Annotated in this window: 8 protein-coding genes, 8 tRNA genes and 1 pseudogene; 4 read left to right on the forward strand and 13 right to left on the reverse strand. The window is 49.6% G+C overall.

The annotated features are described in order from the left end of the window. The 4 genes from miaA to tsaE form a co-directional block, all read right to left on the reverse strand. Positions 1 to 649 (reverse strand): tRNA (adenosine(37)-N6)-dimethylallyltransferase MiaA (gene miaA, locus AC6R0S_RS06715; protein WP_500637500.1); only part of this gene is annotated, 649 nt, incomplete at its 3' end. Then, on the reverse strand, positions 646 to 2,628 hold the full coding sequence (gene mutL, locus AC6R0S_RS06720; protein WP_500633112.1) for a DNA mismatch repair endonuclease MutL: 1,983 nt from the start codon (positions 2,626 to 2,628) through the stop codon (positions 646 to 648). The genes miaA and mutL, both read right to left, overlap by 4 nt. Positions 2,629 to 2,643: 15 nt before the next feature. Beyond that, positions 2,644 to 4,359 carry a LysM peptidoglycan-binding domain-containing protein gene (locus AC6R0S_RS06725; RefSeq protein WP_500637501.1) on the reverse strand — a complete coding sequence of 572 codons (1,716 nt, stop codon included), beginning with the start codon at positions 4,357 to 4,359 and terminating at the stop codon, positions 2,644 to 2,646. Next, positions 4,353 to 4,817 (reverse strand): tRNA (adenosine(37)-N6)-threonylcarbamoyltransferase complex ATPase subunit type 1 TsaE, encoded by a 465-nt coding sequence (gene tsaE / locus AC6R0S_RS06730; RefSeq protein ID WP_487903614.1) that lies wholly within the window; start codon positions 4,815 to 4,817, stop codon positions 4,353 to 4,355. Before tsaE ends, AC6R0S_RS06725 begins: the two co-directional genes overlap by 7 nt. Before the next feature lie 201 nt (positions 4,818 to 5,018). Here tsaE and queG point away from each other — a divergent pair, with 201 nt between their 5' ends. Next, on the forward strand, positions 5,019 to 6,131 hold the full coding sequence (gene queG, locus AC6R0S_RS06735; RefSeq protein WP_500633110.1) for a tRNA epoxyqueuosine(34) reductase QueG: 1,113 nt from the start codon (positions 5,019 to 5,021) through the stop codon (positions 6,129 to 6,131). A gap of 608 nt (positions 6,132 to 6,739) precedes the next feature. Here the strand turns inward: queG and AC6R0S_RS06740 are convergent. From AC6R0S_RS06740 to AC6R0S_RS06775, 8 genes are all read right to left on the reverse strand, one after another. Beyond that, a tRNA-Met gene (locus AC6R0S_RS06740) sits at positions 6,740 to 6,816 on the reverse strand. 148 nt (positions 6,817 to 6,964) lie between these two features. Further along, positions 6,965 to 7,041: transfer RNA gene (locus tag AC6R0S_RS06745), tRNA-Met, on the reverse strand. A gap of 42 nt (positions 7,042 to 7,083) precedes the next feature. Beyond that, positions 7,084 to 7,159: transfer RNA gene (locus AC6R0S_RS06750), tRNA-Gly, on the reverse strand. Positions 7,160 to 7,211: 52 nt separating this feature from the next. Then, positions 7,212 to 7,287, reverse strand: a tRNA-Gly gene (locus AC6R0S_RS06755). A gap of 52 nt (positions 7,288 to 7,339) precedes the next feature. Beyond that, positions 7,340 to 7,415: transfer RNA gene (locus AC6R0S_RS06760), tRNA-Gly, on the reverse strand. 30 nt (positions 7,416 to 7,445) lie between these two features. Next, positions 7,446 to 7,522: transfer RNA gene (locus AC6R0S_RS06765), tRNA-Met, on the reverse strand. Positions 7,523 to 7,564: 42 nt separating this feature from the next. Further along, positions 7,565 to 7,640: transfer RNA gene (locus tag AC6R0S_RS06770), tRNA-Gly, on the reverse strand. Between the two features lie 37 nt (positions 7,641 to 7,677). Next, a tRNA-Gly gene (locus AC6R0S_RS06775) sits at positions 7,678 to 7,753 on the reverse strand. 53 nt (positions 7,754 to 7,806) lie between these two features. Between AC6R0S_RS06775 and AC6R0S_RS06780 the strand changes: the two genes are divergently transcribed. Together AC6R0S_RS06780 and AC6R0S_RS06785 are read left to right on the forward strand one after the other, a co-directional pair. Next, the gene (locus AC6R0S_RS06780; RefSeq protein WP_500631038.1) at positions 7,807 to 7,983 is read left to right on the forward strand and encodes a hypothetical protein; all 177 of its coding nucleotides are present in this window, start codon (positions 7,807 to 7,809) and stop codon (positions 7,981 to 7,983) included. An 80-nt stretch (positions 7,984 to 8,063) separates the two neighbouring features. Then, on the forward strand, positions 8,064 to 8,780 hold the full coding sequence (locus tag AC6R0S_RS06785; protein ID WP_500637502.1) for a hypothetical protein: 717 nt from the start codon (positions 8,064 to 8,066) through the stop codon (positions 8,778 to 8,780). Positions 8,781 to 8,878: 98 nt separating this feature from the next. Here the strand turns inward: AC6R0S_RS06785 and orn are convergent, their stop codons facing one another. Beyond that, a complete protein-coding gene (orn, locus tag AC6R0S_RS06790) occupies positions 8,879 to 9,424 on the reverse strand; it encodes an oligoribonuclease (protein ID WP_500631036.1) in 546 nt (181 codons plus the stop codon). A 110-nt stretch (positions 9,425 to 9,534) separates the two neighbouring features. Here orn and AC6R0S_RS06795 point away from each other — a divergent pair. Next, positions 9,535 to 9,836 (forward strand): annotated as a pseudogene (locus AC6R0S_RS06795) (hypothetical protein); the annotation flags it as partial.

Raw genomic sequence — 9,836 nt, forward strand, 5'->3', positions numbered from 1 at the left:
AATACAAGCATCCCAACACTTCCCACTCAGCACCTTCAGCCCTTTCCTTGGGTGCGATTGCGAACTGCTTCACACGAAATGGGAGTGCTTCTCCTTTCGTTTGAGTCAGCTCAGTAAGAGTTTTACCTGAAATTCGAAAAACTTCCAATGCCCGCGACAATCTTTGTGGATCATTTGGGTGGATTCTCTCAGCCGAAACAGGATCAATGGCCTTAAGTTGATCGTGCAGCGCCTCCCACCCTTGCGTTTGCGCTTCCTGCTCAATAGTGCGCCGAATATCCGGATCCGCTGCTGGCAAAGGCGACAAACCTTCCAGTAGTGCTTTGTAATACAGCATGGTACCGCCCACCAGCAAAGGGATCTTGCCATCGGCGACAATCTTGTGCATCTCGTTAAGCGCATCTCGCCGAAAATCAGCGGCCGAATAGGATTCACTTGGGTCCAAAATATCGATCAAACGATGAGGAGCAAGGCTTTGCTCGCGCGCGTCGGGCTTGGCGGTGCCTATGTCCATGCCTCGATAGATCAGTGCGGAGTCGACCGAAATGATCTCAACGGGAAATCGCTGGCGTAATCGAATCGCGAGCTCTGTTTTGCCTGAAGCGGTTGGGCCCATCAAAAACAGAGCAAGGGGTAATTGGTCATTCATAATGTCATTGCTGCAATGGTAGCAGAGTAGTCTACGGGACGAACAAATTGTCGATCATCGAGTGGCAACTGACCGTGCCATAACTGCTCGAGTTCTGCGATGATGTGTATCGCTTCCGATAAAGTGTAGTCGCTTTTTGTTTGAGTAATCTTATTGGTTAACCATCTCACCAGTGCCGGCTCATCTAACGCCTGCGCGGAATAAGTGGCCGCGTAAGATAACAGATCTGACAGCAATTGTTGCAGATTTTGCTGACGAAGCGGTTGCGGTACGCCCATTACCAAGAGCCCTTGCTGACCTCTTGGCTTAAGTTGGATACCCAGACGCAGCAAAAGTTCGTTATATCGCTCAGCACTTTCCAACAATGGGCTTTCGAGCTTAAGCGAGAGGGGGACCAACAACGGCTGACTGGTCAGTGGACCTAGCTTGGTATTCAACTGACCATTGATTCGCCACCACTCAGCTCTCGCCAAAGAGACCAACTGAGAGTGCGACTTATCTGCCATTAACACGTACTGCCCTGCAACAATGCTGATGGCTTTCCCTAAAGCGACTATCGATGTGGCTTGTACGATCGGGGCTGACTCCTCGTGGGTCAGCGCTTCATCGCTCGGTGGTTCCTCACTAAATGACGTTGAGCGCGCGTGAGAGTTCTGGGTTTCTTTGGTCGCCTTTTCTGTTGTCGCAGATTCATCCTCTGTTGCAGAGAGTAAGGTTTGATAAACCCTGAGCTCCGCCTGAGAAGGCGCGGACTCCATCTTCGCGCCGCGCGCCTGACCACTGCGAGCGGGTTCGCTGCGACTTTGTACCCAAGAGTGAGAAACCTCTCGCTCATTAACGCGGCTCTCATTGCGAGCGGTAGGCTCGGCTTTCACATAGTCAGCGCGACCTGGATAGGCAGGGACGTGCTCGGCAGCGTCAATAGGTGGAGTGTGATCATCATGAAACGCCGACTGGCTCTGTTCAGGCTTATCAATGTGCGCTCCCTGAGCAAGGGCATCCGTGAGGGCTTGATAGATAAAGTCATGCACCAAGCGCGCTTGATGAAAGCGCACTTCATGCTTAGCAGGATGAACATTGACGTCGACATGATGCGGATCGAGCTCGATAAAGAGCACATACGCCGCAAATTGTTCAGGCTTCAAGCTGGTTTCGTAGCTTTGACGAATCGCATGATTGATGAGTTTATCGCGCATCATACGCCCATTGACGTAGCAATATTGCAGATCGCTTTGTGCACGCGCGCCTTGTGGCGTCGTGACCCAGCCATGCAGTTTGAGTCCTTGGTGCTCCAGCTCAATTTTCAGCATGTGGCGGACAAAACCGCTACCACAGACCGCTGCAATACGCTTTTCCGCTTGCGACTCTGTTTTCGCGGCTCGGTATTGTTTAACCAACTTTCCGTTGTGGCGCAAGTTGATCGAGACATCAAAACGGCTCAGCGCGATGCGTTTGAGCAGCTCATCGATATGGGTAAACTCCGTTTTCTCGGTACGAAGAAACTTGCGACGCGCGGGGGTATTGAAAAACAGATCTAAGACTTCGACTGTCGTGCCAATCGGGTGCGCAGCCGGTTGAATCTTAACGGCCATATCACGCCCTTCGCTGTACGCTGACCACGCAGCATCTTGCGTCGCTGTACGCGATGTCAATGTCAAACGAGCAACAGAGCTAATACTCGCTAACGCTTCACCGCGAAAGCCCAAGCTCATGATGGCTTCCAAATCGTCCAAGGTGTGAATTTTCGAGGTCGCATGGCGACTGAGCGCGAGACCCAACTCGTCTTTTTCAATCCCGCTACCATTGTCACGAACACGGATCAGTTTAGCGCCGCCCTTTTCGATATCAATATCAATGCGGCTAGCGCCCGAGTCGAGGCTATTTTCCACCAACTCTTTCACCACGGACGCAGGGCGTTCCACCACCTCTCCGGCAGCAATTTGGTTGGCTAAACGCGCGGGAAGAATTTTAATCGTCATTCAGGCTACCCACGTTTATTTATTGGGGATGATCAGTACCTGACCAATCGCAAGCTGATCGGAGCGCAAGTTATTGGCGCTGCGAATACTGCTCACACTGACGTCATACTGGCTGGCGATTTTACCCAAAAATTCGCCGCGCTTGACGGTGTGTTTACGCAGTGGCTTATCTTTCATCGTCACAGTAATTTTGAGTTTTTGTCCCAGCTTAAGCACGTCCGATGTCAGATTGTTCTCGCGTCGGATATCCGCTACCGAGACTTTGTAATGCTCTGCAATCTTACCCAGATATTCGCCCCGCTGAACTTCATGTATCAGGGTTTCCGTCTCGACCGGATTACTGATCTTCGGCACTGCCACCGCCGATGTCGCGCCAGGGATGGTTAAACTCTGCCCCACCGCCAAACTGGTGCTCTTTAGCTTGTTGGCCTGCATGATGGCTTGAGTGGTAGTGCCATAACGTTTCGCTATCACCGACAAGGACTCACCGCGCGAGACCTTATGCTTAATCGCTTTCCCGCGATTGGCAAATAACGTTCCTTCTGGAGGGTTCGATTCAAAATATTGGACGATCGCTTTCGCCAGTGCTCGGGCCAGTTTGTCTTGGTGGCTGCGTTGGAACAGCAATTTTTCTTCTGTCGGGTTTGAGATAAAGCCCGTCTCGACCAATACAGAAGGAATGTCGGGGGATTTCAATACTGCCAAGCTCGCATTGACGGGATCTTTCTTGTGCAAGTGCACGCCCGCCTTGGTCATTTCAGACAGAATATTGGTCGCGACCTTATAGCCCTCTTTCTGGGAGTGGCTAAACTGAAGATCAAGCAAGGTTTGGCTGACATTACGATCGCTGTTGTTCTTTGCCAACACTTCGCCGGCTCCCCCTAGCAACTGCGACTGCTCTTCGTGGTTTTCAACCCAACGAGCAATTTCAGAGTTCGCGCGCTTTGTATTGAGCACAAACACCGAGCCACCCCGAGGCTTAGGTGAGTTAAACGCATCGGCGTGCACGGAGACCAACAAGTGAGCTTGATTTTCGCGAGCGATCTCCGAGCGCTTGTTAAGGTTCACGTAATAGTCGCCGCGACGGGTGAGCACGGCTTTCATACCAGGTACCGCGTTAATTTGCGCCGCTATTTTTTGCGAGATCGCTAACGTTGCGTGCTTTTCATATTTTCGTGTTGGTCCGATAGAGCCCGGGTCTTCACCACCATGGCCCGCATCTATCGCCACGACGATATCGGCGTTGCCCAGTAATTGGGAGGCATCTCGACTTACTTTAGGCGCAGAGGTAATCGGCGCGGTCGAGGTCGCTCGCTCAGCGTGAGGCAGATCAATCACTAAGCGGTGACCGTATTGTCCCCCAGGCGTTGGGGCCAGTTTGAACAGTTGTGGCGCCGACTTACGCTTCAACTCAAACACCAAGCGATAGGTTGATTTTTCCGGCGGTGAACTGTTGCGGATTTTGCTTAGCACCGGGCTATCTGAAACGTTAATCGGCAGTTTCGTTTTCAGCGTTGTCTGCTTAAGGTCGACCACCAAACGTTCCGGCGTGGTCAAAGTGAAGTAGCTGTATTCCACCTCAGACTGAAGATCAATGACAACCCGAGTCTCATCCGGTGAAGGCCAAACACGTATGCCTTCCAATGCGTTCGCGAATGTGACGTTAGGGAACAGCGCAAGAATAGAGAGAAAAGGGATCAATACCGCTTTGAAAAATCGACGCTTCAACATAACTCCAACTGTTCTAATAAATGACGTCCGTAATCACTGTTCGCACCGAGTGACGCAATGCGCTCTTCACCGTGATAGCGTAGTTCAATATCCAAATCCGCTTGAGGTAACAACCCTTCGCCTTTTTCCGGCCATTCCACCAAACAAATCGCATCAGGGGTGAAATAGTCACGAATTCCCATGAATTCTAGCTCTTCTGGATCAGCCAAGCGATAAAGATCAAAGTGATACACCTGCCACTCTTGTAATTGATAAGGCTCAACTAAGGTGTAAGTTGGGCTCTTCACATTCCCTTGATGACCAAGCGCACGAACAAACCCTCGGCTCAGCGTCGTTTTCCCTGCTCCCAGATCTCCGTGCAAATAAAGAGTGGTTTGCTGTGAGCAAAGCTGCGCTAATCGTGTCCCTAGTTGAATGGTGGCAGTTTCATCTTTTAGGGAAAATTGTTTGGTCATCATGGACAAAGGTCTCTAACTCGGGACTATATAAAAATCAAAAGAACAGGAATAGTAAACTGGGTTGGAATTGGGAGACAAGATCTGTTGTGTGAGTATTCGTCAAAAAAGCGCGAATTCTCGCGTTTGGCCGCCTGAAGGTTGCTAGATCCGATCGTTAAGATCCGTTAAGATCCCCGCCCCATTGAACCAAGAGATCCCAGCATGGACTACCAACAGCTTGCAGACAAGATCAAAGTTTGGGCTAAAGAGCTCGGATTTCAAAAAATCGGTATCTGTGATGTCGATTTGGCTCGCCATGAGAGCGCTCTGCAAGCCTGGCTGGATGCTGGCTATCATGGTGACATGGATTGGATGGCAAGACATGGCATGATGCGCGCGAGACCGGATGAGCTATTGCCAGGGACAGTAAGAGTGATCAGTGCGCGAATGGATTACTTACCCCCAGAAGCGGAATTTGCCTCTAACCTCGCCAATCCAGAGCACGCCTATGTGAGCCGCTATGCGCTAGGACGCGATTACCACAAATTGGTGCGCAACCAGTTAAAAAAACTCGGTCAACGTATTGAGCAAGAGGTTGGCGCCTTCGGCTATCGACCTTTTGTCGATTCTGCACCGATTTTAGAACGGCCTCTCGCTGAAAAGGCCGGACTTGGTTGGACGGGTAAACATTCGCTTATCATTGACGAGTCCTGCGGCTCTTGGTTTTTCTTAGGTGAGCTTCTCATTGACTTGCCGCTGCCTGTTGACGCGCCTCACCAAGGTGATTGCGGCAAGTGTACCGCTTGCATGACCTCTTGCCCAACGCAGGCGATCGTTGATGACGGTGTGGTCGACGCAAGACGTTGTATCTCCTACTTGACCATAGAGTTCGACGGTATCATACCGGAAGAGTTTCGCCGCCCGATGGGCAACCGAATATACGGCTGCGATGACTGCCAACTTGTATGCCCTTGGAGTCGCTACTCGCCACTCACCAAAGAGTCTGACTTCCATCGAAGAGCTGCACTGAAAGACCCAGAGTTGTTGTCGCTGTTTCTGTGGGACGAGGAGACTTTTCTCACCAATATGCAAGGCTCAGCCATTCGTCGCATTGGGCACAAACAATGGCTCCGCAATATTGCCATCGCCTTAGGTAATGCCCCTTATCGCCAAGCGATTGTGGATGCACTCACACAACGCCTTGGACTTTGCAGTACATTAGATGTGCACATTGAGTGGGCGCTGGAACAACAACGCTCACAAAGCCACTACATCTCCAACAAACAGCAAAGACTGATTCGAATAATAGAAAAAGGAATGCCTAGAGATGCATAATGCTTGCCGAATTCATCAACGCAGAGTTTGAGGTTGTTCTAAAAACGGCAATGTGGAAAAAAATGAGATGTGCGGCAAATTTACTGAAAGTTGAAAAAGTTAATCACACTGGCCACCAATGATTAAGATCAAAAAACAAGCACTTAATGATCAAAAAACCGGTTTACCCTGCCTATTGGAATTCACTTTAAATCAATAAAAATCAATAACTTAATAAAAAACCAAACACCCATAACCTGATAAAACATCAAGAAAGATCCTCCTACATAGCGCTTATACAAAGACTAAATTCAGGTTACCCACGAACTTATCCACAGAATGAAAAATGTGGATAACTCTGTTAGTTAGATCTGGGGCGTTGAATTGAAAACACGCGCAAGGCCCATCGCCATTGCTGTGTAATCTTGGAGACAAACAAAAAAACGTCACAAATGACGCTTAGAGGTTCTAATTTGGGGGATGATGCTTCTCAGCATTAGAAAGAGCAGGTATAGCGAACCACAACACGCTTCATTGGGTTGCGGGGGCCGGATTTGAACCGATGACCTTCGCTGGGTTTTGTGAATGGCTGAGCTCGACGAGCTAGCGAATCATAACACCTTTAAAATTGGTTGCGGGGGCCGGATTTGAACCGACGACCTTCGGGTTATGAGCCCGACGAGCTACCAAGCTGCTCCACCCCGCGTCCGTATTGTGTCACCGTTAAGCACGATGAAGGCTATCAAAATGGAGCGACACACGAGGTTCGAACTCGTGACCTCAACCTTGGCAAGGTTGCGCTCTACCAACTGAGCTAGTGTCTCATATCAACAGCGCTTGCTATTGATTGAATTTGGTTGCGGGGGCCGGATTTGAACCGACGACCTTCGGGTTATGAGCCCGACGAGCTACCAAGCTGCTCCACCCCGCGTCCGTATTGTGTCACCGTTAAGCACGATGAAGGCTATCAAAATGGAGCGACACACGAGGTTCGAACTCGTGACCTCAACCTTGGCAAGGTTGCGCTCTACCAACTGAGCTAGTGTCGCATTTTGTCACCGTTGAGCACGATGAAGGCTATCCTATCCACTTAAAAGAAAGTGGAGCGACACACGAGGTTCGAACTCGTGACCTCAACCTTGGCAAGGTTGCGCTCTACCAACTGAGCTAGTGTCGCATTTTGTCACCGTTGAGCACGATGAAGACTATCCTGTCCACTTAAAAGAAAGTGGAGCGACACACGAGGTTCGAACTCGTGACCTCAACCTTGGCAAGGTTGCGCTCTACCAACTGAGCTAGTGTCGCATATCAACAGCATTTGCTATTGATGAAATTTGGTTGCGGGGGCCGGATTTGAACCGACGACCTTCGGGTTATGAGCCCGACGAGCTACCAAGCTGCTCCACCCCGCGTCCGTATTGTATCACCGTTAAGCACGATGAAGGCTATCCAAATGGAGCGACACACGAGGTTCGAACTCGTGACCTCAACCTTGGCAAGGTTGCGCTCTACCAACTGAGCTAGTGTCGCATTTTGTCACCGTTAAGCACAATGAAAGCTATCAAACTGGAGCGACACACGAGGTTCGAACTCGTGACCTCAACCTTGGCAAGGTTGCGCTCTACCAACTGAGCTAGTGTCGCTTTTCAACAACGTTTACGCTGTTCAGGGCTGCGAATTATAAGAGCATTTTTTTGTGATGCAAGTCCTTGGAAGAAAAAATCTGATTTTTTTTTCTGTTTGGATAAAAACCACACATAAGCGCCAACTTTTGCTTGAAAAGCGCTCAAACCCTTTGGCGGTAAGGGCGGATAAATTAGAGCCAGCTACCAAACAAGTCATTCGTTTTACTGAATTAATTGCTGGAGAGTAAAGTGAACGATAGAGTGGATTGATGGATGATCTCGTATTGATGCCTCACTCACTGCGAGACGAAGAACCAAGGAATTCAGGATGACGTTTCCCACCTCTCAGCCATATCGATGGCTTGTTGGGCTTGTGCTGAGCACCCTGCTCTTATCTGGGTGTGGTGCACTGCCTAAGCCCGTGAGGAACCTTGGCAAAAGTGATGTCGATTTTGTCATGGACGTTCACGCTAGGGAACAAAAAGCGCTCTCAATAGAACTGACACGCAAGCTTTACGTAAGAAATCCTTGGCAACTCAAAAAAGCGCCCGACATGACGTTAGATCAGCGACTCACGCAAATCTTTGGCGACGAGGACACCATTGAACTCCCGAGCTTAGTGTTCGAGGAACTCGGCGGTCTAACCAGCATTGATGCGATACTGCTCAGTTTCAATGATGACTTCCAAGGAGATCGCGTGTTCGCGGCAATGGTCGGACTGACAGAGATGCTCAGGCGATCGTACAACCACCAGCAAGAGTTCTTCATCCTCGATTCTCTGGATGAGCAGGCACTCTATAACAGCGCACGCAATATAGAAGTGTTTGTCTGGCGCTTATATAAGCGCAGAGATGATACGGGCGAGTTGTTTCTCCTCTCAAACCAACTTGAGGGGGACGACTATGACATCAGCTTTGATCGGCTGTTCGCCAAGATGGTGATGATTCAAGATATGATGGCGCTCATCGTCGCAGACAAAACCAATCGCAGTATCACCAAGGTCGTCCAAGGTGTGGCGCAGTTTGTCTTCTTACCGATCCCTTAATACTCTTTGTTATATCAATACGGACCTAAAACAGACAACCCCGCAGTATGAGTGCGGGGTTGTTTGTTTTTCGCGAGATGGACTCATCGCCATCGAGACTATATGGTCATGATGGTTTCGCGATAGAACTTGAGCTCTGCGATCGACTCTTTGATGTCGTCCATCGCCAAATGGCTGCCCTTTTTCGAAAACTGCGTCAACACTTCCGGCTTCCAACGACGCGTCAACTCTTTCAGCGTGCTGACGTCGATGTACCGGTAATGGAAATAGGCTTCGAGCTCTGGCATATGTTGGTACAAGAATCGACGATCTTGACCAATACTATTGCCACAAATCGGTGATTGGCCTTTCGCTACCCATTGCTCTAAAAAGGCTAAGGTCTGCTCTACCGCTTGCTGCTCGCTCACTTGGCTCTGGCGAACTCTCTCCACCAAACCACTGGCGGTATGCGTGGTCGTGCACCACTCATCCATTTTTGCCAATTCAGATTCTGGTTGATGGATGGCAAGTACGGGCCCTTCAGCTAAAATGTTGAGCTGAGCATCGGTGACAATGGTCGCGATTTCGATGATTTTGTGAGTCTCCGGGTCAAGCCCCGTCATCTCAAGATCAATCCAAATTAAATTTTGATCGCTAAAGGACATAAAGTGTTGCCTATTGGTTTATCTCTAAAAAGGGTACTATACCCAAATTCTGATCCTCAAGATAGCAATCGAGCGGATCGACAATGCAGAGAAATGGTTAAGTAAACACTGTGGCAAAAAAGAAAAAGCTCACCAAAGGTCAAGTTAGGCGAGTACGCAGCAACCAAAAGCGTAAGCTAAAAAGTGAAGAGTCCGTGCAATGGGACGAAACCATGCTGGGTGCGACCAAGAAAGGCCTGGTCATTACACGCTTTGGTCAACATGCAGATATTGAAGATAGTGAAACACTAGAGGTGCACCGCTGCAACCTTCGTCGTGGTATCGAATCTCTTGTGTCTGGCGACAAGGTGATTTGGCGCGCTGGATTAGAATCAGGTGCTGAGTGGAAGTGTTGGGATGCTTGTATTAACCT

The organism is Vibrio sp. R15-SG3-ISO1B, assembly GCF_059833835.1.

Excerpts from the sequence above, each read along its gene's own strand:
- mutL (WP_500633112.1), bottom strand. The coding sequence starts at position 2,628 with ATGACGATTAAAATTCTTCCCGCGCGTTTAGCCAACCAAATTGCTGCC.
- AC6R0S_RS06725 (WP_500637501.1), bottom strand. The coding sequence starts at position 4,359 with ATGTTGAAGCGTCGATTTTTCAAAGCGGTATTGATCCCTTTTCTCTCT.
- tsaE (WP_487903614.1), bottom strand. The coding sequence starts at position 4,817 with ATGATGACCAAACAATTTTCCCTAAAAGATGAAACTGCCACCATTCAA.
- queG (WP_500633110.1), top strand. The coding sequence starts at position 5,019 with ATGGACTACCAACAGCTTGCAGACAAGATCAAAGTTTGGGCTAAAGAG.
- AC6R0S_RS06785 (WP_500637502.1), top strand. The coding sequence starts at position 8,064 with ATGACGTTTCCCACCTCTCAGCCATATCGATGGCTTGTTGGGCTTGTG.
- orn (WP_500631036.1), bottom strand. The coding sequence starts at position 9,424 with ATGTCCTTTAGCGATCAAAATTTAATTTGGATTGATCTTGAGATGACG.